Consider the following 19,328-nt stretch of genomic DNA (forward strand, 5'->3'; position numbering starts at 1 on the left):
AAGGTCAGCCGGACCGCGCCGCGCTGGTCTGGCGCGGAACCTGGGTCAGAAACCGTTCGAGATCGCTGCACAGGCGATGGGCGAGCTCTTCGTCGATCTCGAACGTCGCGATGGTGCCAGCGCACTCGATTGCGATGGTGCCGCGCAATGGTGCGGCGGAGACCGCCGATACCGCGATGCTTGTTGCTCTCTGCATGGTCATGTCGTCAACTTCCCCTCGGGCCGGTTGCCGCCAATCCTGATCTCGGAATGACGGCGCGTCCCTTTCGCTTTCGTTCTTCGATGAATCGTACGCCGATCTCGGTGCCGTCGACACGAACCAGCTCGCAGCGGCGGAACGCCAGTCCGCGCGAGGACAAGACCAGGAAGAACTCCTGGGCCTTCAGCACATCAAGCGTTCCGTCGACCTCGAGCCGGGCACCGCTTTGCGAGACGTCGAGCAGGATGCAGCTCCGCCGCCACGTGCCGTCGACCCCCATGAGATTGACGGGATGGCGCGTCTCAAGCTTGACGCGCTCCGCCCTGCGGTCACCATACGCCATTGCGCCACTCACACTGCCTGAAGGGGTTTCGCAGCGAGACCGGCATCGATGGCGGCGCGGATCGCGTGCTGGAACTCGGGGCGTGCGATCCTGAACAGCCGGGCCTGCTGGCGCGGCGTGGATCGCACGACGAGGTCGGCAAGAACGTGGTGAGGCAGGTCCTTGCGCGAGACCAACGCGGCTGCGATGTCCCCGTCACGCTCGGCGGCATCGACCATCATGGCAAGGCCTGCGCTGGTCATGTCCGCGCCGGGATTGCCTGCGAGAGCGCGAAGCACATTGCTGTCGCCGCGCATCAGCAGAATGTCCGTGAGCTCCTGGTTGACGGCCTTGCGTCCTGCGATGGCGCAGAGATGTCCCTCGGCCCGCATCCAGGCAATGTCGATCAGATCGGCGTCCGGAATGCACGCGCAGTTTCGCAGGATCGGCGCGGCGACATCGGCATCGTCATGGTTGGCCAGGCGACGTGCGAGCTCCCGCGGCACCAGGTGCAAGTCGGCGAGCGAGCGACTGAGCGTGGTCAGGGTGCGCAGCTCGACGCTCTCGGTCAGACGGATCAGGATGTCGTCGAACAGCCCGACCTGGTGCTCGCTGAGGCGGTGAGCGTCGTCGAGAAACAGCCCGGCCACCTCCTGCAGCATGCGCGTGCGGAGGTCGGGGGAACCGGCTCTCAAGACATCGTCGAGCTTGGCAATAAGATCGGGCGAGGCAATGGCTGTCATTGCGGTCCCTAAAATGTTCCGCGACGGGGAACAGCATCGTTCCCAGCGTCAATCTGCTCCCCGAATCTTTAATAGGGGTATAGAAATTGATGCGGAGGCTGATCCCGACGGTGGATATCCCGGCAAACACTATCGAAATTCGGCAGCAGCGCGGTTTTGCCAGATTGTCGGGTTCGACGAGCGGACCGCATTTTTGCTGATTGAGCTCATTGGACGATTCGTATTTTGTGCACGGAATTTATCAATGCGGCCGGCGCGCTGTGCGCGGCGCCGCGTGCGAATTTTAGAGATCATTTCACAGGAGCAGTCATTTGACGGCGCCATTGCTGGTGCCGAGAGTCTTTCGTTTTGACGATGTTGATGCATTCCGGAGTTCGATCCGAGATCTGGATGTTGATTTCACGCCACTTGCACGGAAGATTTCGGCCGAGCAGGTCATCCTGAGTTTGCCGGGATGCGAGCTCAATTACACGCAGTCCTTTCCGCGGATCGTCGACGCGCAGCTTGCGCGGCAGACCACCGCGGTCGGCTTCACGATGGATGACGGCGTTCCGATGCGGTTCAACGGCGTCGAGCGCGATCGTGCAGTGATCGTGCTCGGCGGCGGCGGCGCGTTCTACACCTCCGTGGAGCAGACGCCCCGCCAATATGTCTCGATGATGTTCACGCCCGAGATTGTCGACCGCGGCTGGCCGAGTGCCGGGCTCCATTTCAGCATTCACGAGATCTCTCAACGCGCGCAGGATCGGCTGCGCGAGGTGGTGAGGCAGGTTCTGCTCGTCACGTCGGATCAGGTCACGATTGCGGAGTTCGCGACGGGCGCGTCGATCAAGGAGACGCTGCTCGCCGCGATCGACAACGCGTTCGCCGAGATCGTGCCGGCCAAGTGGGCGACGCGGGCCAACACGACGCGCCAGTTCAAGGTCTTCAACGACGCGCGCGCCATTCTGGCCGGCGACGTGGCTCACCCGATCTACAGCGGCGAACTCGCCCGGCAGATCGGCGTGTCGGTGCGCACGCTGCATGACGCGATCCAGCGCTATCGGGGCATCAGCCTGCATCGCTATCTGCGGCTGCGCCGGCTCTGGCTGGTGCGCCAGCAACTGCTCGCCGGCGCGCCCAGCGTCAAGGCCTGTGCGCTGGCCTACGGGTTCTGGCACCTCAGCGATTTTTCGCGGAGCTACCGGTCGCAGTTCGGGGAAGCGCCATCGGAGACGCTGGCGGCCTCGCGCCGCACTGGCGTCGCGCCCGCCGATCCGTCTGGCGGTAGACACGATTCGTAACAATTCGCCTGAACGGAATCTTAACGGCCGCCGAGGAATCTGTTGGTACGATTCCACCAGAGGCGGGCTGATGCATCCCCGACGATTTGCGCGTGTTCGACCGACAGGATGTGTATCCAGCGTGGTCAAGCTCCAGCTCGAACCGAAGGCGCCCCTGATCGAATGCCGGCTGGTGGATTATTCCGCCGGCGGGGCCTGCCTGGAATTCTCCAAGCCGGTCCAGTTGCCCGAGCGTTTCGAGATGTTTCACGGCAACACCCGGAAGCGTTGCCGGCGGGTCTGGAGCAAGGGCGTCCGGGTCGGCGTCTCGTTCTGAGGACGCCGATCAACAGCGGTTCGGGCCGCGCCCTGCGCGACCCGATTGAGTCCCGATGAAGTCTGTCCCGATTGAGGGGGGCTAAATAAGCGCCGGCGAGGGGCTCAGGCGCCGCTCTGGCACTTCTTCATGAACGAGTTCTTGGCCGCGCCGGCGAGTTTCTTGCCGTCGGAGCCCACGGCCTTGGTCTCGCAGGTATCCATCGTGCACTTCTTCATGAACGAGGTCTTGGCCGCGCCGGCCAGCGGCTTGCCGTCCTTGCCGACGGCCTTCGTCTCGCAGGAGGCGTCCTGTGCAAATGCCGAACCGGCGGCAAAGGTCGCGATCACGGCCGCCAAGAAAATCCGCTTCATCTGGGTTCTCCCTAAACCAAACCAGTGGCCGGATTGGATATCGGATTCTTGGCCCGATCAAGTTCCCACAGCCGAATTTGTCTATAAAATACCCGGATAGCCGTGAGAAAATTCCGTGTGCAGCGCGGAACAAAATGGGGGAAACGCGGAATGGAATTCGAGACGCTGGTACAGACACGCAAAAGCGTGCGCGGGTTCAAGAAGCAGCCGGTGTCCCGGGCGACCGTCGAGGAGATCATCGAAGTGGCCAAGCGCGCGCCGTCCTCGATGAACACCCAGCCCTGGCACATCCATGTCCTGACCGGGGCGCCGCTGGAAGAAGTGCGCCGCCGCAACATGGAGGAGATGATCGCCGGCGCCAAGGCCAAGCGCGACATCGTCAGCCATGGCGAGTACCAGGGCGTGCACCGCGGCCGCCAGGTCGACATCGCCAAGAAGCTGTTCGGGGCCATGGGGATTGCCCGCGACGACAAGCCGATGCGGCAGGATTGGGTGCTGCGCGGCTTCCGCCAGTTCGACGCCCCGGTCTCGCTGGTGCTGGCTTACGACCGGATCCTCGATCCCGGCGCGGTGTGCCATTTCGACCTCGGCGCGCTCTGCTACGGCATCGTCCTGGCAGCCTGGGATCGCGGCCTCGGCAGCGTGATCAACGGCCAGGGCATCATGCGCTCCGACATCGTGCGCGACGTCGCCAATATCCCGGAAGACCAGGTGATCATGACCTGCGTCGCGATGGGCTATCCCGACGACAGTTTTGCCGCCAACGCGGTGCGGTCGGACCGCGAGGCCAACAGCGATTTTGTCCGCTATGTCGGCTTTGCCGAGTAGGGAGGCTGTGACCATTGCTGAGCCGCGGCAGCATCGGCGATCTGAGCACCGATCGTCGATCGCCTGCTGGCAGCCAATCACCTCGTGCTGCGTGATCGATTGCTCGACGCGCCCGGTCGGCCGGCGCAATGGCGCACGCGCTGACCGCACCGCGGGATATTGAATTCCGCTCCATGAAACCCTCGCGCGAGCGTGAGCGCGTGCGCGCGTTTCCGCTATTTGTGCCGACAAAAAATGCGCTACTGGTTTTGTGAAGCGAAACAGCACAGGCGAGGAATCTCAGATGAGCGATGACGAACAGACAGCCATGATCCGCGAGACCGTCGCGAGATTCGTCGATCGCGAACTGATCCCGCTCGAGCCTCAATATCTGAAATCGAAATTGCCCGGCAGCGATCACCCCGAGCTCACCGCAGAGCAGCGCAAGCGGCTGCGCGATGTCTCCAAGGAGCTCGGCCTCTGGGGCCTCGACGCGCCCGAGGAGCTCGGCGGCCACGATTTGCCGACGCGCACGATGGCCGCGGTGCATGAAGAGCTCGGCCGCAGCTGCGTTCCGTTCGTGCTGCCGCCGGATTCGCCGAACCTGCGCATGCTGCAGGCGGTCGGCACCGACGCGCAGAAGAAGAAATATCTGCAGCCCTATATCGAGGGCCGGATGGCGTCGGCGATCGCGATCTCCGAGCCCGGCGCCGGCGGTGATCCCGCGGGCATGAAGACGCGCGCGGTGCTCGATGGCGAGCAGTGGGTGCTGAACGGCCGCAAGATCTGGATCAGCAATGCGCGCCCCGCCGACTTCATCATCGTGATGGCGCGCGTCGGCAACGACCAGCGTCAGGGCGGCATCACCTCCTTCATCGTCGAGAAGGGCACGGCGGGCTTCATCATCGAGCGCGAGATCCCGATGGTCGGCGGCGGCTCGACCTATGAGATCGTGTTCGAGGACTGCCGCATCGCGAAGGACTCCGTGCTGGGCGAGGTCGGCAAGGGCTATGCGCCGATGCAGCTGCGCCTGCGCACGCGGCGGCTCGAGATGGGATCGACCTGCGTCGGCATCACCAAGCGCGCGCTCGACATGATGTGCGAGCACGCCAACCAGCGCGAGACGTTCGGCGTCAAGCTCGCCGAGCGCCAGGCGATCCAGTGGTGGATCGCCGACATCTCCACGCGCATGCATGCCTGCCGGCTGATGGTGCGCGAGGCCGCCGACAAGACTGATCGTGGCGAGGACATCCGCCACGAAGCGTCGATGATCAAGGTGTTCGCAACCGAGATGGCGTATGACGCCTGCGACCACGCCATGCAGACGCTCGGCGCGCTCGGCGTGACACTGGAATTGCCGCTGAACGCGCTCTGGCAGAAGGCCCGCCTGATGCGGGTGTACGAAGGCCCGAGCGAAGTCCATCGCCAGGCGATCGCCCGCCGGGTGCTCGGCCTGCGCGGCGGCTAGCACGTGGAGTGAACCACGTTACCGTTCGATCACGTCATGACGAACGTAGGATGGGTAGAGCGAAGCGAAACCCATCAACACTCGCAGCGAAGCGATGGGTTTCGCTGCGCTCTACCCATCCTACGGATTCGCGACTACGCCGCCCGTACGTCGGAGAGGAAGCGGTTGACCTGGCCGGCGAGGTCCTTGGACTGCGTCGAGAGCTGCTCGGCGGCGCCCAACACCTGGGTTGCCGCCGCGCCGGTGTCGTCGGCGGCGCGCTGCACGCCGGAGATGTTGGAGTTGACCTCCTGGGTGCCGCGCGCGGCTTCCTGGACGCTGCGCGAGATCTCCTTGGTCGCCGAGCCCTGTTCCTCGATCGCGGCGGCAATCGCAGTGCCGATCTGGTCGATTTCGGTGATGACGTCGACGACGCTCCGGATCGCGGTCACGGTCTCGTCACTTGCGGTCTGGATCGCGGTGATCTGCTCGGAAATCTCCGTGGTCGCCTTCGCGGTCTGGCCGGCCAGCGACTTCACTTCGGAGGCGACGACGGCAAAGCCGCGGCCGGCCTCGCCGGCGCGGGCCGCCTCGATGGTGGCGTTGAGCGCGAGCAGGTTGGTCTGCGCCGCGATGCTCTGGATCAGCGTCACGACGTCGCCGATCTTCTGGGCGCCTTCGGCCAGCGAGCGCGCGGTGTCGCCGGTGCGCCTTGCATGGTCGACGGCGCGCGCGGCGATCTCGGTCGAGGTCGCGACCTGGCGGGCGATCTCGGAGATCGAGGAGGTCAGTTCCTCGGTCGCGCTCGCCACCGTCTGCACATTGGTCGAGGTCTGATCCGACGCCGCCGCGACGACCGCGGCCTGGCGGTTGGTGGCGGCCGCGGTGGCGGACATCGATTGCGCGGTGTCTTCCATCACCGAGGACGCCGCGGACAGGCCGCCGACGAGTTCGGTGACCTTGGCTTCGAAGGCGCGGGTCAGATCGTCGAGCACGCGGGCGCGGCGCATCTTGACGTCGTTCTCGGCTTCCTTCTCGCTCGCGAGGCGATCCGCTTCGATCCTGTTGTCCTTGAACACCTGGACGGCAGCGGCCATCGCGCCGATCTCGTCGTTGCGCGCGGCGCCCGGGATCGCCTCGGCGACGTCGCCCGCGGCGAGGCGCGACATCCGGCCGGTGAGGGCGGCGATCGGGTTGAGGATGCGGCGGCGGACCACGACGATGAGGCCGGCACTTACCGCAACGACCGCGAGCAGCCCGATCAATGCGATCACGAAGCTGAAGCGCGCCGACGAATAAGCGCTCGCAAGCACTTGCTCGGCATTCTCGTAGAACGCGTCGCGCACGGTGATGATGGCGGCGAGGCCGATCTGCGATTCCGGATAGTAGGTGTCGAGATCCAGCTCATACTTGCCGGTCACTGCGCCTTCCTTGGCAAGCTTCAGCGCCTTGCCGAAGCGCTCGACATAGTCGGCCTGCATCTTGCCGAGCGCCGTCATGACGTTGACGGGCGTCGCCGGATTGTTGCGCAATTCCTGCAGCGTCGAGAGGATCTGCTCGGTGCGGCCGGTCGAGCGGTAGAGTTCCAGCTTCTCCTGATCGGTCGCGACGCGCTTGGCGCCGACCAGGGCCTTGTGCAGGCTGGCATTGAGGCCGCCGGTGTCGCGCAGCATCCAGGCAACGTTGGCGTAGCTGGCCTGGCGATAGGCATTGCCGTCGAGGCCGGCGAGGCGGCGTACCTGCTCGTCGAGCAGCGTGGTGACACCGGCGTTGAACACGGAATTGTCGGCGACGATCTTGCCGGCGGCCGCGCGGCGGGCATCGGCTGGTCCTGAGATTGCAGTCGCGATGGCGTCGCGCAGCCCGGCAAACTTCATCTTCAGTGCGTCGATCTCGCGCGCGACGGCCTCGCCGTCGTCGAGCGATCCCGGCAGGGTGGCGCGCACCTGGTTGACCTTGGCCAGCGCGCCGTCGGTCAGCTGACGCTGGCGGTCGAGTTCGGCGATCTGCTTCGGATCGATCGTGCCACCTGCGAGCAGCAGGTTGGTGGCGTAGCCACGCTCGGGGTTCATGTAGCGCGGGATATCGCCGACGGCGCGGACGATTTCGAGCCGGCTCTGCGCGGTCGAAACCTTGTCCATGGTCTGGTACTTGGTCGCCGCGACATAGGCCGCCAGGCCACCGCCGACCGCGGACAAAGAGACGATCGCGGCCGTCAGGAGAGTACCGATTTTCATGGGATGCGCGCCATTTCTTGACGAAAGAGGGAAGGCCTCAACCGTACCGGGTGCGCATTAAGCTAGGGTTTATGATGCGGGAGCCGTGGCGGTCCCGCACATTCGTATTGTCCGAAAGTCGAGCGCGCCGGGTCGCTCGGCCACGTGTGGCGGCATGGCGTGCCGGTCGGTCAGTGCTCGTCGTCGTCAGCGCCCTTGGTCGCGGCGCGGTGCTGGGTCGCGCCGCCGGTGCCCGCTTCGCCGCAGGGAAGCTGGTTCCAGGTGCCGTCGGCGGCCTGTTGGTAGGCCTGGCAGCCGGTCGAATTGGTGGTGGTGGCGGCTTTCTCGTCGGCTTTCTGCCGCTCGGCACTCTTCGCCAGCGCCGGCGTGGCAATGGCAGCGATGGCCGCGAGCGAGCCTGCGAAGACCAGCTTTGCGATCCGCATGTCGGGTTCTCCTTCTCGAAGCGAACGCATATCCAGAAAACAAATCTGGCAATTTTTGGCCACGGCGGGGGACCTGCGACGAATTGCTTAATGCCGGGAAAACGCGCCGGAAATGCCGTTAACGTCTGCACGCCAGCCGCAGGACGGCTGTCGCAGCGCCGTGGTAGGATCGCGCCATCATGACCCACCGCATTCTCGTTCTCTATGGCTCTTATCGTTCGGATCGCATGGGCATCCGCCTGGCGCACTTCGTCGTCGACGGCCTTCGTGCGCGCGGCAACGATGTCGAGTTGATCGACGCCAAGGAGGTCGGCCTGCCGATGCTCGACCGGATGTACAAGGAACATCCCAAGGGCCAGGCGCCGGCCGTGCTCGAAACGCTCGCCGGAAAGATCCGCGACGCCGACGGTTTCCTGTTCGTCACCGGCGAATACAACTGGGGCATCCAGCCCGGGCTGAAGAACCTGACCGATCATTTCCTCGAGGAATGGTTCTGGCGTCCGGCGGCGATCGCGAGCTACTCGGCCGGGCGTTTCGCGGGTGCGCGCGCCGCGACCGCCTGGCATGGCACTTTGTCGGAGATGGGAATGGTGGTGGTGTCGAGCACGATCAGCGCAGGGCCGATCGCGCAGACCCTGTCCGCCGAAGGCAAGCCGATCGGCGAGGGCGGCAAGTCGCTCGAACGCACCTTTCCACGCTTTGCCGACGACTTCATTTGGTGGATCGAAGCCGCCAAGGCACAGCGGGCGCGCAAGGCGCCGCCATACTGAGCGCAGGTCTGCACGTCCTTGGAGACAGGCATCATGAGCCTCTTCACATCGCCCTTCGATCCCGCGCGCGAGGCGGCCTTGGTGACCGGCGCCGGCAACGGCATCGGCCGCGCGGTCGCGCAGGCCCTGGTCGGCGAAGGCGTGCGCACGGTGTTCGCCGACCTGCATGAGGACAAGGTATTGGTCGCCATCAAGGCCGCCGCACATCCCGAACTTGCCGTGCCCTGGGTCGGCGATCTCGCGCAACGTGCGGCGTGCAACGCGCTGCTGGCACATGCGCAAGCCACGGTCGGGCAGGTGACGCATTTCGTCCACAGCGCCTCGCCGCCGCGCCGCGAGGCCGATCATGCGATGGCGGTCGACGAAGAGACCTGGCGGCAGATGCACGCGGTTAATCTCGACGCCGGTTTTCATCTGTCGCGCGAACTGGCGCGCAAGCTGATCGCGGCGAAGCGGCCTGGCTCGTTCCTGCTGCTCACCTCGCTGCACGCGGGCACGCCGCGCAACCTGCCGCATTACTCGACCGCGAAGGCCGGCATGGCGATGCTGGTGAAGGAACTGGCCAAGAGCTGGGGCCGCTACGGCATCCGCGTCAATGCGCTGGTGCCCGGTGCGATCGCGGCCGGCGGCTTCGTCGCCGATCCCGCGCTGGCCAAGCACATTCCGCTCGGGCGGCTTGGCCAGGCGGACGATCTCGCGCCGATGGCGCTCGCCGTGCTGTCGCACAAGCTCTCCGGCTACGTCACCGGCGCATCGATCGTGGTCGACGGCGGCCTGTCGCTGACCAATTGGTTCGCGCCGCCGGAGCTGGATTGAGAATCGAAATTTACTCCTTCGTCCGGATGTAGCCCGCCAGCCGTGTCTTCTGGTCTTGGCACCAGGTCGTCATGCTGCCGGCGCGGCGCTGGTCGAGGTCGGTGCTCTGGGTTGCGATCGCGACTTCGGTCATCAGGTCGTCGGCCTGCTTCTCGCCCATCTTGCCGCCGGTGTGCATGAAGGCGATCGCCTTGCGCACCTGTTCGGTGGTGCCGTCGGGCAGGTGCATGTCCTGCGCGCGCTGCACGAGGTCCTGATAGACGAGATCGGTGCCGGGGCACTCGACCTTGGCTGCAAAGGCCTGCAACACCATCGTGACATAGGCCGCGCGCGGATCGGCGTGGGCCGGTGTTGCCGCGACAATCAGGCCGGCGATCAGCAGAGCGTAACGCATCGAATTCCTCCCGATGTTTTAGACATTTTGCCGCAAGGCTAGCGTCCGCGGGAACCGACTGCAACCGGAAGGACACACTTGCCGAAGGAACCGATCAAACAGCCGTGTTCCAATCTGCGCTGCCACGATTTCAGCACGATTTCGGCAGCAAGTGCCACAACTTGACGCAGGGGAGAATGATCGTGTCGAAGTTGGGGCTTGCTGCGGTGCTGATGGGTTCGCTCGCACTTGGCGGCTGCATGCAGGCGACGCTGTCGCCGGTGACGGATGCCGCGATGACGCCGCGCGATCGGCAATTGCTGGCGCATCCGCCCTATGCGGACGCCAAGATTCCGGATCAGTTCCAGCGCCACATTGTCGATTACACGCGGAAGGAGCAGCCGGGTTCGATCCTGGTCGATACCGACGCGCGCTACCTTTATTACGTGCTGCCCGGCGGCAAGGCGATCCGTTACGGCGTCGCCGTCGGCGAAGAGGCGATGGCGTTCTCCGGCGTCGCCACCGTGGGCCGGCTCGCCGAATGGCCGGACTGGGTTCCGACCAAGGATATCCAGGAGCGGCTCGGGCCGTATCCGGCGCGTGTCGCCGGCGGACCGGCCAATCCGCTCGGTGCCCGGGGCATCTACCTCTACCAGGGCAACAAGGACACGCTGTATCGCATCCACGGCACCAACCAGCCCGAATATATCGGGCAGGCGATCTCGTCGGGCTGTATCCGCATGAACAACGCCGACGTCATCGATCTCTACCAGCACGTCAAGCCGGGCGCGACCGTGGTCGTGCTGCCGCCGGGACAGAGCGCCTAATTCGCATCTGAGATACAAAAAGGGCACCGATCGCCTCAGCGCGATCGGTGCCCTTTCGTTTGCACGCGTTGGCAGGTCGTCAGCGCAACGGCATCGGCGGCCGAACCACGGGGCCGTTATCATCAGCATCGACAACAGAGGACGGCTGCGATTGCACTGGCCGCGGCGCGACAGCCTGCGGTGCGGCTGCAACGGGCGCCGGTAGCGGTGCCGCTGATGCCGGTGGGATGTAGGCCTGGGTCGGCGGGTAGGCCTGGTTCGGCGGGTACGACCGGCGCACCGGCGGTGAAGCAACAGCCGTACGTGGAGCCATCGGCGGCGGCGTGATCGCGGCACGCGGGCGCGGCGCGACCGGCCGTGGTTCGACGGCCCTGGTCTCGGTCGTCCTTGCGACCCGCTGCGTCAACTGATCCTGGCTCGCCTTCAGCTGATCGATGCTGGTCTTGAGCTGCTCGATCTGCTGTCCCATCGACGCGAGATCGCGCGCCATCGATTGCAACAACTGCGTTTGGTCAGCTGGTGTCGCCGGGGCAACCGGCGCCGCCGCGGCAGCGGGTGCTGCGGCCGCCACTGGCTGCGCTGCAGCGACCTCCTGTGGCGCAGCCGCCGGAGCAGCCTCAGCCGGCTGATCGGCGGCAGCCGCCTGTGCGGGCGGGCTCGCCTGGTCGGCAGCGGGAGTGGCCTTGCCTGGCAGCAGCGACGTCAGGGCCTCGACCTGGGGCACGTACTCCGCCACCACCTGCTTGACGCGATGCCCGTAGTGTTGCCACGCCGCGGTGCCCATGGCGCCGGCGATCGCGAACACGAACCAGAAGGCGCGGATCGCCCACTTATTGGTCGCACGCGGCGCTCGCTCCAGTCTGATGTCGTCCAGCCTGCCGTCATGGCTTGCGGCGCTGTACTCCGGCGCGGCCGGCGGCGCCGTCACTGGTATCGGCGTCACCGGTGGCACCGAGGTGACCGTGGCGGCGGGCGCGACCTGTGGCGTGGAAGAGGGGGCGAGGCTCGGGCCGAACCAGGGCTCGCGTTGCCCCGCCGCGCCCTTGGCGGCGGGTGCCGGCGCGGCGGCGGCATTGTCCGGGCGGGTTGCAGTGAAGCTAGGTTCGATCGCGAAAATATCGTGCGGATCTGCGTCTTTCAGTGTCGATTGCATGGCGGTCCCCGTTTCAGTCCAAGGTCAACCGCAAATGGGCGGCCGGCAATTTGAGCTCTGTATCGACCCCTGGCCCTGGCCCCACGACTCCAGTCCGGTTTGACCAAAGCAAGGCGAGAGGGTGGAGAGGTTGGGGAGTTTCGGGAACCGACGCTGGGAGCCGAGGACGCTAGGCATCCTTGGACGCGCGCGGAGAGCTCCGGGACGCATTTCCGGCTGAACCTCCCTGGTTGTGTGGCGCATCCACCACACCCGAGGGGAAATCGGGTCGCCTGCGGCCGTCCGACCGCGTTCCGCCACCGTTCCGCCCCGATTGGATTCGGCCATGCGGGTGTTGGATTTTCGGCTTGGGCTGGGGCGCGAGTTGGGGATGCAACATGTCACGCGACGATGCAGTCATTTCGTACGTCGACGTCAAACGCAGCGCGCGCGGTGTTGCGCCCGCAATTGCATTGGCTCGTGCGCGAAAGCCGCTGCGGCTCTGCGCCATCGTGATCGGCGCCGCGTCGCTTGCGGCCTGTGCGCAGTCCTCCGTCGTCAGCCAGCGCTCGCAGGCGCTCGCGAGCCGGCCAGCATCGGCCGAGCCGGCGCGGGCTGCGTCATCGGCGACGCGCGCACATGTCGCAACCGCGCGCAAGCACACGCCGTACGCCTCACGCAAAGGCGGCGAGACCAGGATTGCGTCGCAGGGCGTCGCAAGCTTCTACAGCGAAGGGCAGGAGACCGCGAGCGGCGAGAAGTTCAACGCGCACGAACTGACCGCCGCGCATCCGACATTGCCGTTCGGCACCAAGCTGCGCGTCACCGACGTCAAGACCGGTCGCTCGGTCACCGTGCGTGTCAATGACCGCGGGCCCTACGTTCCCGGGCGCATCGTCGACGTCTCGTATTCCGCCGCACAGTCGCTCGGCATGATCGGCAAGGGCGTCGCGAATGTCCGGCTCGACGTGGTGCAGTGAGCGGCGTCGCAAGTCAGGTTCGGGATTTTTTGCCGGACGGATCGGGAAAAAGTCCCGGCGTTGCGCGCGCTTTAATCCTGTTGTCCGAGTGCTGGCAACAATTAGAATTGATGCCGCTACTTCTCGCGCTCTCCTTTTCCAGGCGCGTGGATTTCAACCCAACGAACCTTCCCCGCCTTGGCGTCCCACCGAGGCGGGGTTTTTCTTTGGCCTGAGCCATCTGCGGCAAGATCCGGCACATGCTGGACATGCCGACCTTGATGGGCAAGTTGAGCTAGCCGCGACCGCACGTTGCGCTCTGCCGCATCCGGCGCTAGCGCTTCCACCAAATTGTCATGCTCCCGGCGAATTGCGGCCCAACGTCGCTGCCAACACACCGCCGAATGGACTATGTCGGCGAGGGACAAGCATTGGCCTACAAGATGATCGCAGAACGCGAGAACGAAACGGTCAGGATCGAGCGGGAGAGCACCTTCATCATCATCGCCAAGGCCAAGGTCTGGGCGAGCGAGGGATGGCAGGTGGTGATCACCGACAAGGACGGAAAATCATACCCGCCCGAGGAATTCGACAAGCTGCTCGCAGCGTGATGTTCTCTGTTTGCGCATGATCTTTCCGGAAAACCGCTTCACACTTTTCCGGATCATGCGCTAGCGCTGCGCTGACACCAGCATCATCATCGGCCGTTCCAGTTCGTCGGCCAGTTCGGGCACAGCCTTGATCTGCTCCCGCGTCGGGGAAAATTCCTCGACATGGCGAAGCGTGAAGCCGGCGCCGATCAACGCATTGAGCGTGGTGCCGACGGTGCGGTGATATTTCAGCACGCCTTTCACATACCAGTCGGTCCGGCGTTCGCCTTCGATGAAGTAGCGGTTGACCGGCCAGGTCTTGCGGCCGTCCTGATCCTGTCCCCAGTCGGGATGGGCGGCCGCCATGTAGATCGGATGCTCGATGGTGAAGACCAGATGCCCGTCCGGGACGAGCGTGCGATACAGCATCCGCGCCAGGCGATCGAAGTCCCTGATGTAGTGGAAGGTGAGGGCGCTGTAGGCGAGGTCGAAGGAGGCCTTCGGCAGCTCCAGCGTTTCGAGGTCGGCGATCTCGTAGGTGATAGCCGGATCCTGCGTCATCGCCGTGGCGCGCGCGATCATGTTCTGCGAGAGGTCGACGCCGAGCACGCCCGAGGCGCCTTGCTCGCGCATCCAGCGCGACATCCAGCCGAAGCCGCAGCCGAGATCGACCACGCGCTTGCCGGCGATGTCAGGCAGCATGGCGCGGATCGCGGGCCATTCGGGCGCGCCGAGCAGCCCGCGGACCTGCCGCGGCAACTGGCTGTAGCCGGCGAAGAAGCCGGGATCGTCGTAGATGTTCTGCGCCATGGTCACGGCAACTCGGGAAGGAGCGGGGTCCGCCTCTCTGTATCCGCCGCCGCAGCGCGTGGAAACCGTTGATTCCATCGCGCCGGCCAGGATGCTGGAACCAGACGCGGCGTTCGGCCGTTTTGAAGTCAGTCCGCGGGACGCGCGGTCACGCCTGTCCCTGCGGCGTCAGACAGCCGAGGAGAGCGCCATGATAGCCGAGATGCAGATCCACACCATCGCGCGGCAGATGCTGGAGAAGCACGGCCTGCAGGCGATTGCCGAGGCGGCGCAGAACGCGATCGCCTGCGAGAGCAAGGGCGAGACCGAAGAGGCCCGCGAGTGGCGCCATATCGAGGACGCCATGAAGATGATGCGCGGACCGCATCAGAGCTGACGGTCAGACGCCGCGATGCCCGATCGAATGATCCGGCGCTGGGCGCTGGACCATTCGACTTGCGAATCCCCACGGCCGCTTGCCTTCGCCGGAAATTCCGGGAACTCTGTTCCGGCAAGCATCAGACAAATTTTCTATCTGGGGGAATTCGCCATGACCTTTTCGCTCTACGACGCGACCGTTGCCAACTATCTGCAGATCCTCGGCGCCACCTCGGGCTTTCTCGACAAGAGCCTTGCGCATTTCAAGCAGAACGGCATCGATCCGGCCGAGATCGTCGAGACCCGGTTGTTTCCGGACATGTTGCCGTTCCGCTTTCAGGTGGTCTCGCTCGCGCATCATTCCCGCGGCGCGATGGAAGCCGCGAAGAGCGGCGTGTTCGTCCCGCCGTCCGGCAAGCCCGATCTGGACTACGCCGCACTGCAGGCGCTGGTGAAGGACGCGCTTGGCGAATTGTCGGCGCTGACGCCGGACGCGGTCAATGCGTTGCTCGGCCGCGAAGTGATGTTCAAGCTCGGCGAGCGGTCGATGCCGTTCACGGCCGAGGGATTCCTGATGTCGTTCTCGCTGCCGAACTTCTTCTTCCACTCGACCACCGCCTACGACATCCTCCGCCACAAGGGTGCACCGCTTGGCAAACGTGACTTCATCGGCCGGTTGAACATGAAGAAGTGATCGGACCACGCGCCGACTGGTCTTGCCGAGGCGGCAACACCGGCCGCCCCGCACGCAGCAAGATCAAGACCGCGCGCGGACGGGCGCGGTCAACAGAGTCCGAAGCCTGCCGGCGCTAGCCGGCCCTGCGCCAGTGCGGCACGGGGTCGAGCGGCGTCCGGTAGAGTTCTCGCCGGTCGATGTCAGTGACGCGCACGGCGCAGCCGCGTGCCTTCAACTCCGGCTTGACCTGCGACAGCTCGTTGGCGAGCTGATCGGCGCGATCGGAGGCAAGGCTGATGTCTTCGAGGATGATCGTTCCTTGATTCCGGAACTCGTCCCCCACCACGAGATCGAAGGTGTAGTACGGCATCCGAAGTTCTCCGTTTCGGTTTGCATCACAGGGTAACACTGAGTCGTGCATTCCCTAAGATGCATCGCGCACAATCGTCGGGCGATCGGCGCAAAAGCGATGTGCGACGCGCCACGCACGATGAACGACTAGACGCGCAGCACGGCGAAGGAGTCCTGTCATCCAGCTCAGCGCCATGCCGTTAAGATTTGATTAAAACTGTCGTCGCAAGCTTGGGACCAGGTGGAATTGCGGCGGAACCGGACTCCGGGAACCGGCAGCCGCAGGAGAAGGCCGGTGGCGTAACGCCCATCGGCCTTTTCTCGTCGCTCAAGCCCTCGGACTAGTCGCGCAACCCGGCCTGCCGCCTGGCGCGGCATTTCGGGCCCGGCCCGCGCATGTAATACAGCTCGGGGCGATAGGGGTGGATGACGCCCTCGATCAGCGCGACGCAGCGCTGAGCGAGGCGGGTGAGGTGGCGCCGCACGGGCTGCAGGGCGAGTTCCATCGAATTCATGGCATGCCCTCAGTGCAATTGGCCGAGGACGGCGGTGAACGGCAGCTCGAAGATCTCGGTCCCGATATCGTCGGTGACGTGAACCGCCCAGTTGCGCCAGTCCTCCACACTCGGTGTCATGACAAAGCTGCGCGCCAGCTGCTCCGCATGCACCCGCACCTCCGAAAAATCCATCGCGGCGCCGATGCGATCCAGGATGACGTGCTTGTCGTCGGAGCAGTGAAAGTAAACTGCAGACATCTTCCGATTCCCATGCCGAAGCGATTCTTGTGCGCTGGAATAGCAGCGCGCGCGGGCACTTAGAATCCGGGTGATCCCCCATCGGTAAACTACGGGGAATCCAGACGATTTGAATCACGCGGCCGTGATCGGGTCGGGCCGTCAGAAGATCGGCTCGCCAACCGCAACCTCGCTGCGCGGACCGAGCGCGATCACCTGGCCGCCGGCATCCTTGGCGCCCAGGATCAGCAGTTCCGAGGTGAAACCGGCAATGTTCTTCGGCCCGAGATTGCAAACGCACACCACGAGCGAGCCGATCAGCGCCGCAGGCTCGTAATTCGTGATCTGCGCGCTCGACCACATGATCCGCCCGGCGCCGACATCGACGCCGACCTTCAGGGACGGGTTGCGGGCGCGCGGAAACGGCTGCACCTCGACCACCTTGCCGATCCTGATGTCGAGGCGGGCGAAGTCGTCATATGTGGCCTGCGGCTTGAGCGGAGACATCAGCGCTCCTGAAAGGCGAGGCGGATGCCGAGCGCGATGTAGATCGTGCCGACCACGCGGCCCTGCCACTGCCCGATGCGGCGATGCCGCCGGATCCACGGGCTGATCTGACCGGCGGCGAGCGCGAGCAGCGAGGTGTAGGCCGCGCTCATCACGACGAAGATCAGGCCGAGGGTCGCGAACTGCGCGACGGCGGAGCCGTGGCCGGGATGGACGAACTGCGGCAGGAAGGCGAGGAAGAACAGCGCGGTCTTCGGGTTGAGCATCTCTGCCCAGATCGCCTGCCGGAACGCGCGCCGCGGATCGACCGGCTGGGCCGCCGGCAAATGCAGGTCGTCATTCTTCTCGAACAAGGCGCGGACACCGAGCACGATCAGGTAGATCACGCCGGCATATTTGACGATCGAGAACGCGAGCGCCGAGGTCATCAGCACGGCCGAGAGGCCGAACGTCGCCATGGCGGTGTGGACGAGGTCGCCGAGCGCGATGCCGAACCCGGTCGCGACGCCGACGCGCGGCCCGCCGGTGACTGAACGCGCGAGCACGAGCAGCACGGCTGGTCCCGGGATCAGGAACAGGCCGAGCACGACGGCGGCGTAGGTGAGGAGGGTGGTGATGTCGATCATGAAACGTGTTCCGGATGTCAGGATGCAGGGATGGCGACCGCCGCGAAGCGCGGCTTCGGATCAAGCATCAGCTCGGCGCTTTCGACAATGCGCATTTCCTCGGTTGCTTGCTCCGCCGTGCGCACCAGCACGCCGTGGATGCCTGAGGCGGCATGGCTGAGCGCCTCAGGTGTCGCCAGGCCACGCACGCGGGCGGCGACGAACAGCGCGGCGAACAGGTCCCCGGTGCCGGACGGGCTGATCGGCAAGCGCGGGGTACGCACGCGCCACGCTCCCGTGTGCTCGATCGCCAGCGTCTCGATCTCACTGTCGGGCGTGCCGGCAAGCTCGGCGCTGGTGACGACGATGGTCGCAGGCCCCCGCGCCATCAGCATGCGAGCCTGCGCGATGACGTCATCGGTCGTCGTCACGCGCGCGCCGCAGAGGAATTCAAACTCGAAATGGTTGGGCGTGATGATGTCGGCCAGCGGACCGAGCTGGTCGCGCACCAGCGGCGGGATGTCCGATCGCACGAACATGCCGCGGTCGCGATCGCCGAGCACGGGATCGCAGCAATAGAGCAGGGCCGGGTTTTCCGCTTTCGCGCGGGCGACGAAGTCGGCGACCTCAATCGCGATGTCGGCCGAGCCGAGATAGCCCGACAGGATCATCCGGGCGCTTTCGATCGCGCTGCGCTCCTCGATGCCGCGCAGGAGGTCGGCGACCAGCTGCACATCGAGCACCCGTCCGCGGATCGTCGGATAGCCCGGCCGGTTGCTCAGCAGCGTGGTCGGCACGGCGACGACGTCGATGCCGTGCAGCTGGATCGGAAAGGTCGCCGCGCTGTTGCCGACATGGCCCCAGGCGACCTGTGACTGGATCGAGATGACGGTCATGTCGTCCGCATCACCCGAACAGCGCGGCGTAGATCACGTAGAGCCAGCCCAGGATACCGTGGATGATCGCCCACAGGATCGAATGGTTCTTGGTGTACGAGATCGCAATCGCCAGCGCCGAGCCGAACCCCACGCCGTATTTCGCGCCCTCGACGCGAACGCCGTAATATCGATTGCCGTTCATGGTGATCCTTCCAGCGAGAGGGCGTGATTGGCGACAGCGTAGCCTGTCCGTTGCGGCCAATTCAACGGCGCATCGTGGCTTTGCGCGGCGATGACGGGGTAAGGTTCGCATTCGAACGTCAAATAGTTCGGTGTCATCACCCGCGCATGCGGGTGATCCAGTATTCCAGAGGCGCCAGTGATGACAGACGGGATCGCGGCCCAGCATCGCGCAACAATTCTCATTTGGGGTAATGGGTCCTGGCTTTCGCCAGGACGACATCGAGTGGGTTGCGCTGCTTGTGACTCACAATTCCGCACTCTCGCGACACGATTTGCCCGAGTCTTGCGTTTCGCCATCTCTCGAACAGAGGGCGCAGGGAAAGCCGGCGCAAACGCCAAGCGGAATATTTTCTCATAGTGGGCTTGACGCGTTTGCTGATTTGCCCGTCGGGTTGTTTTGTCGCAGCTGTCGCAACCGGATTTGACTTGCGCGCAGGCAGACTGGTTGCGGCCGCTCGGGCCTCCAGTCCCGGCGGTCACGCTCCGATCAATCGAATGTGTCGAACCGAGCCGCAGCACAGGCAAATTCGCTGCGTCGTCGCGGAATAATCGGGGCGCGCCGCCCGTC

The 19,328-nt window shown here is 65.1% G+C and carries 28 protein-coding genes; 12 read left to right on the forward strand and 16 right to left on the reverse strand.

Features of this window, described 5'->3' with window-relative positions; all coding sequences use genetic code 11:
* Positions 1-4: 4 nt before the first annotated feature.
* Genes ACVIGB_RS06285 through ACVIGB_RS06295 form a run of 3 tightly spaced genes read right to left on the reverse strand, consistent with a single transcriptional unit; the run spans position 5 to position 1,264 of the window.
* Positions 5-202 carry a hypothetical protein gene (locus ACVIGB_RS06285; protein WP_456723366.1) on the reverse strand — a complete coding sequence of 66 codons (198 nt, stop codon included), beginning with the start codon at positions 200-202 and terminating at the stop codon, positions 5-7.
* Between the two features lie 4 nt (positions 203-206).
* The gene (locus ACVIGB_RS06290; protein WP_456723365.1) at positions 207-542 is read right to left on the reverse strand and encodes a PilZ domain-containing protein; all 336 of its coding nucleotides are present in this window, start codon (positions 540-542) and stop codon (positions 207-209) included.
* Between the two features lie 8 nt (positions 543-550).
* Entirely contained in the window at positions 551-1,264 is a 714-nt protein-coding gene (locus tag ACVIGB_RS06295; RefSeq protein ID WP_456723364.1) for a DUF2336 domain-containing protein, read from the reverse strand.
* Between ACVIGB_RS06295 and ACVIGB_RS06300 the strand changes: the two genes are divergently transcribed.
* The 3 genes from ACVIGB_RS06300 (at position 1,254) to ACVIGB_RS06310 (ending at position 2,863) form a co-directional block, all read left to right on the forward strand.
* Entirely contained in the window at positions 1,254-1,616 is a 363-nt protein-coding gene (locus tag ACVIGB_RS06300; RefSeq protein ID WP_456723363.1) for a hypothetical protein, read from the forward strand. The two genes, ACVIGB_RS06295 and ACVIGB_RS06300, sit on opposite strands and share 11 nt — an antisense overlap.
* Before the next feature lie 184 nt (positions 1,617-1,800).
* Positions 1,801-2,547: a helix-turn-helix domain-containing protein gene (locus tag ACVIGB_RS06305; protein WP_456723362.1), complete on the forward strand. Its 747-nt coding sequence runs from the start codon at positions 1,801-1,803 to the stop codon at positions 2,545-2,547.
* Positions 2,548-2,617: 70 nt separating this feature from the next.
* A complete protein-coding gene (locus ACVIGB_RS06310; protein ID WP_171947549.1) occupies positions 2,618-2,863 on the forward strand; it encodes a PilZ domain-containing protein in 246 nt (81 codons plus the stop codon).
* Positions 2,864-2,967: 104 nt separating this feature from the next.
* Here the strand turns inward: ACVIGB_RS06310 and ACVIGB_RS06315 are convergent, their stop codons facing one another.
* The gene (locus ACVIGB_RS06315; RefSeq protein ID WP_092113602.1) at positions 2,968-3,216 is read right to left on the reverse strand and encodes a hypothetical protein; all 249 of its coding nucleotides are present in this window, start codon (positions 3,214-3,216) and stop codon (positions 2,968-2,970) included.
* Between the two features lie 150 nt (positions 3,217-3,366).
* Between ACVIGB_RS06315 and ACVIGB_RS06320 the strand changes: the two genes are divergently transcribed.
* Together ACVIGB_RS06320 and ACVIGB_RS06325 are read left to right on the forward strand one after the other, a co-directional pair.
* Complete coding sequence (locus ACVIGB_RS06320; RefSeq protein ID WP_456723361.1) at positions 3,367-4,044, forward strand: nitroreductase; 678 nt, start codon at positions 3,367-3,369, stop codon at positions 4,042-4,044.
* Positions 4,045-4,327: 283 nt separating this feature from the next.
* A complete protein-coding gene (locus ACVIGB_RS06325; RefSeq protein WP_456723360.1) occupies positions 4,328-5,491 on the forward strand; it encodes an acyl-CoA dehydrogenase family protein in 1,164 nt (387 codons plus the stop codon).
* A gap of 134 nt (positions 5,492-5,625) precedes the next feature.
* Here ACVIGB_RS06325 and ACVIGB_RS06330 read toward each other — a convergent pair whose 3' ends face one another.
* Positions 5,626-7,707, reverse strand: a complete 2,082-nt coding sequence (locus ACVIGB_RS06330; RefSeq protein WP_456723359.1) for a methyl-accepting chemotaxis protein — start codon at positions 7,705-7,707, stop codon at positions 5,626-5,628.
* A gap of 170 nt (positions 7,708-7,877) precedes the next feature.
* The gene (locus ACVIGB_RS06335) at positions 7,878-8,132 is read right to left on the reverse strand and encodes a hypothetical protein (protein ID WP_456723358.1); all 255 of its coding nucleotides are present in this window, start codon (positions 8,130-8,132) and stop codon (positions 7,878-7,880) included.
* A 179-nt stretch (positions 8,133-8,311) separates the two neighbouring features.
* Here ACVIGB_RS06335 and ACVIGB_RS06340 point away from each other — a divergent pair, with 179 nt between their 5' ends.
* Entirely contained in the window at positions 8,312-8,902 is a 591-nt protein-coding gene (locus tag ACVIGB_RS06340) for an NADPH-dependent FMN reductase (protein WP_456723357.1), read from the forward strand.
* 33 nt (positions 8,903-8,935) lie between these two features.
* Positions 8,936-9,718 (forward strand): SDR family NAD(P)-dependent oxidoreductase, encoded by a 783-nt coding sequence (locus tag ACVIGB_RS06345; protein ID WP_456723356.1) that lies wholly within the window; start codon positions 8,936-8,938, stop codon positions 9,716-9,718.
* Between the two features lie 10 nt (positions 9,719-9,728).
* Here ACVIGB_RS06345 and ACVIGB_RS06350 read toward each other — a convergent pair whose 3' ends face one another.
* Entirely contained in the window at positions 9,729-10,112 is a 384-nt protein-coding gene (locus tag ACVIGB_RS06350) for a hypothetical protein (protein WP_456723355.1), read from the reverse strand.
* A gap of 176 nt (positions 10,113-10,288) precedes the next feature.
* Here ACVIGB_RS06350 and ACVIGB_RS06355 point away from each other — a divergent pair, with 176 nt between their 5' ends.
* On the forward strand, positions 10,289-10,918 hold the full coding sequence (locus tag ACVIGB_RS06355; protein WP_245452982.1) for a L,D-transpeptidase: 630 nt from the start codon (positions 10,289-10,291) through the stop codon (positions 10,916-10,918).
* Positions 10,919-10,997: 79 nt separating this feature from the next.
* On the opposite strand, the gene ACVIGB_RS06360 is transcribed toward ACVIGB_RS06355, so the two are convergent.
* Positions 10,998-12,071 carry a hypothetical protein gene (locus ACVIGB_RS06360; protein ID WP_456723354.1) on the reverse strand — a complete coding sequence of 358 codons (1,074 nt, stop codon included), beginning with the start codon at positions 12,069-12,071 and terminating at the stop codon, positions 10,998-11,000.
* 377 nt (positions 12,072-12,448) lie between these two features.
* On the opposite strand from ACVIGB_RS06360, the gene ACVIGB_RS06365 reads away from it, so the two are divergent.
* Together ACVIGB_RS06365 and ACVIGB_RS06370 are read left to right on the forward strand one after the other, a co-directional pair.
* Positions 12,449-13,030, forward strand: a complete 582-nt coding sequence (locus tag ACVIGB_RS06365; protein WP_456723353.1) for a septal ring lytic transglycosylase RlpA family protein — start codon at positions 12,449-12,451, stop codon at positions 13,028-13,030.
* A gap of 383 nt (positions 13,031-13,413) precedes the next feature.
* Positions 13,414-13,620, forward strand: a complete 207-nt coding sequence (locus ACVIGB_RS06370) for a hypothetical protein (RefSeq protein ID WP_456723352.1) — start codon at positions 13,414-13,416, stop codon at positions 13,618-13,620.
* A gap of 60 nt (positions 13,621-13,680) precedes the next feature.
* Here ACVIGB_RS06370 and ACVIGB_RS06375 read toward each other — a convergent pair whose 3' ends face one another.
* Entirely contained in the window at positions 13,681-14,409 is a 729-nt protein-coding gene (locus tag ACVIGB_RS06375; RefSeq protein ID WP_456723351.1) for a class I SAM-dependent methyltransferase, read from the reverse strand.
* A gap of 190 nt (positions 14,410-14,599) precedes the next feature.
* Between ACVIGB_RS06375 and ACVIGB_RS06380 the strand changes: the two genes are divergently transcribed.
* Entirely contained in the window at positions 14,600-14,785 is a 186-nt protein-coding gene (locus ACVIGB_RS06380; RefSeq protein WP_092125583.1) for a hypothetical protein, read from the forward strand.
* 153 nt (positions 14,786-14,938) lie between these two features.
* A complete protein-coding gene (locus ACVIGB_RS06385) occupies positions 14,939-15,460 on the forward strand; it encodes a DUF1993 domain-containing protein (RefSeq protein WP_092113627.1) in 522 nt (173 codons plus the stop codon).
* Between the two features lie 115 nt (positions 15,461-15,575).
* Here the strand turns inward: ACVIGB_RS06385 and ACVIGB_RS06390 are convergent, their stop codons facing one another.
* The 7 genes from ACVIGB_RS06390 to ACVIGB_RS06420 form a co-directional block, all read right to left on the reverse strand.
* Positions 15,576-15,812 carry a hypothetical protein gene (locus ACVIGB_RS06390; protein WP_092113629.1) on the reverse strand — a complete coding sequence of 79 codons (237 nt, stop codon included), beginning with the start codon at positions 15,810-15,812 and terminating at the stop codon, positions 15,576-15,578.
* 322 nt (positions 15,813-16,134) lie between these two features.
* Positions 16,135-16,308 (reverse strand): hypothetical protein, encoded by a 174-nt coding sequence (locus tag ACVIGB_RS06395; RefSeq protein WP_171947550.1) that lies wholly within the window; start codon positions 16,306-16,308, stop codon positions 16,135-16,137.
* A 9-nt stretch (positions 16,309-16,317) separates the two neighbouring features.
* Positions 16,318-16,548: a DUF6894 family protein gene (locus ACVIGB_RS06400; RefSeq protein ID WP_456723350.1), complete on the reverse strand. Its 231-nt coding sequence runs from the start codon at positions 16,546-16,548 to the stop codon at positions 16,318-16,320.
* 141 nt (positions 16,549-16,689) lie between these two features.
* Entirely contained in the window at positions 16,690-17,034 is a 345-nt protein-coding gene (locus tag ACVIGB_RS06405; RefSeq protein WP_456723349.1) for a tRNA-binding protein, read from the reverse strand.
* Positions 17,034-17,660: a LysE family translocator gene (locus tag ACVIGB_RS06410; protein ID WP_456723348.1), complete on the reverse strand. Its 627-nt coding sequence runs from the start codon at positions 17,658-17,660 to the stop codon at positions 17,034-17,036. Before ACVIGB_RS06410 ends, ACVIGB_RS06405 begins: the two co-directional genes overlap by 1 nt.
* Before the next feature lie 17 nt (positions 17,661-17,677).
* A complete protein-coding gene (pdxY, locus tag ACVIGB_RS06415; protein ID WP_456723347.1) occupies positions 17,678-18,535 on the reverse strand; it encodes a pyridoxal kinase PdxY in 858 nt (285 codons plus the stop codon).
* Between the two features lie 10 nt (positions 18,536-18,545).
* Entirely contained in the window at positions 18,546-18,719 is a 174-nt protein-coding gene (locus tag ACVIGB_RS06420; protein WP_016840760.1) for a hypothetical protein, read from the reverse strand.
* Between the last annotated feature and the right edge of the window lie 609 nt (positions 18,720-19,328).

It is taken from the genome of Bradyrhizobium sp. USDA 4341, from assembly GCF_054063755.1.

Coding starts and splice junctions, on each gene's coding strand:
- ACVIGB_RS06355 (WP_245452982.1), top strand. CDS start 10,289: ATGATCGTGTCGAAGTTGGGGCTTGCTGCGGTGCTGATGGGTTCGCTC.
- pdxY (WP_456723347.1), bottom strand. CDS start 18,535: ATGACCGTCATCTCGATCCAGTCACAGGTCGCCTGGGGCCATGTCGGC.
- ACVIGB_RS06365 (WP_456723353.1), top strand. CDS start 12,449: ATGTCACGCGACGATGCAGTCATTTCGTACGTCGACGTCAAACGCAGC.
- ACVIGB_RS06370 (WP_456723352.1), top strand. CDS start 13,414: ATGGACTATGTCGGCGAGGGACAAGCATTGGCCTACAAGATGATCGCA.
- ACVIGB_RS06345 (WP_456723356.1), top strand. CDS start 8,936: ATGAGCCTCTTCACATCGCCCTTCGATCCCGCGCGCGAGGCGGCCTTG.
- ACVIGB_RS06385 (WP_092113627.1), top strand. CDS start 14,939: ATGACCTTTTCGCTCTACGACGCGACCGTTGCCAACTATCTGCAGATC.
- ACVIGB_RS06320 (WP_456723361.1), top strand. CDS start 3,367: ATGGAATTCGAGACGCTGGTACAGACACGCAAAAGCGTGCGCGGGTTC.
- ACVIGB_RS06295 (WP_456723364.1), bottom strand. CDS start 1,264: ATGACAGCCATTGCCTCGCCCGATCTTATTGCCAAGCTCGACGATGTC.
- ACVIGB_RS06410 (WP_456723348.1), bottom strand. CDS start 17,660: ATGATCGACATCACCACCCTCCTCACCTACGCCGCCGTCGTGCTCGGC.
- ACVIGB_RS06390 (WP_092113629.1), bottom strand. CDS start 15,812: ATGCCGTACTACACCTTCGATCTCGTGGTGGGGGACGAGTTCCGGAAT.
- ACVIGB_RS06360 (WP_456723354.1), bottom strand. CDS start 12,071: ATGCAATCGACACTGAAAGACGCAGATCCGCACGATATTTTCGCGATC.
- ACVIGB_RS06310 (WP_171947549.1), top strand. CDS start 2,618: ATGCATCCCCGACGATTTGCGCGTGTTCGACCGACAGGATGTGTATCC.
- ACVIGB_RS06380 (WP_092125583.1), top strand. CDS start 14,600: ATGATAGCCGAGATGCAGATCCACACCATCGCGCGGCAGATGCTGGAG.
- ACVIGB_RS06420 (WP_016840760.1), bottom strand. CDS start 18,719: ATGAACGGCAATCGATATTACGGCGTTCGCGTCGAGGGCGCGAAATAC.
- ACVIGB_RS06375 (WP_456723351.1), bottom strand. CDS start 14,409: ATGGCGCAGAACATCTACGACGATCCCGGCTTCTTCGCCGGCTACAGC.
- ACVIGB_RS06335 (WP_456723358.1), bottom strand. CDS start 8,132: ATGCGGATCGCAAAGCTGGTCTTCGCAGGCTCGCTCGCGGCCATCGCT.
- ACVIGB_RS06285 (WP_456723366.1), bottom strand. CDS start 202: ATGACCATGCAGAGAGCAACAAGCATCGCGGTATCGGCGGTCTCCGCC.
- ACVIGB_RS06340 (WP_456723357.1), top strand. CDS start 8,312: ATGACCCACCGCATTCTCGTTCTCTATGGCTCTTATCGTTCGGATCGC.
- ACVIGB_RS06400 (WP_456723350.1), bottom strand. CDS start 16,548: ATGTCTGCAGTTTACTTTCACTGCTCCGACGACAAGCACGTCATCCTG.
- ACVIGB_RS06290 (WP_456723365.1), bottom strand. CDS start 542: ATGGCGTATGGTGACCGCAGGGCGGAGCGCGTCAAGCTTGAGACGCGC.
- ACVIGB_RS06300 (WP_456723363.1), top strand. CDS start 1,254: ATGGCTGTCATTGCGGTCCCTAAAATGTTCCGCGACGGGGAACAGCAT.
- ACVIGB_RS06305 (WP_456723362.1), top strand. CDS start 1,801: ATGGATGACGGCGTTCCGATGCGGTTCAACGGCGTCGAGCGCGATCGT.
- ACVIGB_RS06315 (WP_092113602.1), bottom strand. CDS start 3,216: ATGAAGCGGATTTTCTTGGCGGCCGTGATCGCGACCTTTGCCGCCGGT.
- ACVIGB_RS06395 (WP_171947550.1), bottom strand. CDS start 16,308: ATGAATTCGATGGAACTCGCCCTGCAGCCCGTGCGGCGCCACCTCACC.
- ACVIGB_RS06405 (WP_456723349.1), bottom strand. CDS start 17,034: ATGTCTCCGCTCAAGCCGCAGGCCACATATGACGACTTCGCCCGCCTC.
- ACVIGB_RS06350 (WP_456723355.1), bottom strand. CDS start 10,112: ATGCGTTACGCTCTGCTGATCGCCGGCCTGATTGTCGCGGCAACACCG.
- ACVIGB_RS06325 (WP_456723360.1), top strand. CDS start 4,328: ATGAGCGATGACGAACAGACAGCCATGATCCGCGAGACCGTCGCGAGA.
- ACVIGB_RS06330 (WP_456723359.1), bottom strand. CDS start 7,707: ATGAAAATCGGTACTCTCCTGACGGCCGCGATCGTCTCTTTGTCCGCG.